Annotated in this window: 1 protein-coding gene; it reads left to right on the forward strand. The window is 45.8% G+C overall.

Annotated features, from left to right (window positions below):
* Positions 1-308: zinc ribbon domain-containing protein (locus M595_RS28690; protein WP_040484824.1), on the forward strand; the 308-nt coding region annotated here is incomplete at its 5' end.
* Positions 309-347: the final 39 nt, after the last annotated feature.

Raw genomic sequence — 347 nt, forward strand, 5'->3', positions numbered from 1 at the left:
GGATGTTTGTAAACTTTATGGATTACAAGCTCCGACAAAAAAGCGCAAAACTCATAGAAGTTGATCGCTTCTTCCCCAGTTCCAAAACTTGTTCTTGTTGTGGTCATATTGTGGATTCGCTGCCTCTAAATATCAGAGAATGGGATTGTCTTAACTGTAAAACTCACCACGATCGTGACAGTAACGCCGCACTCAACATAAGAAATGAAGGCATCAGAATAATACATTTTGGCGGAGGGAACCCCGTCTCTGCTGAGGGAGCCTGTTTAAGACCAGATAACCGCGACGGTGAAAGGGCATCGGGCTGAGAAATCAGAAGCTCACATTGTACCGCGGCGGTCAGTGTG

Origin of the sequence: Lyngbya aestuarii BL J, from assembly GCF_000478195.2 — a bacterium.
Taxonomy (GTDB): Bacteria; Cyanobacteriota; Cyanobacteriia; order Cyanobacteriales; family Microcoleaceae; genus Capilliphycus; species Capilliphycus aestuarii.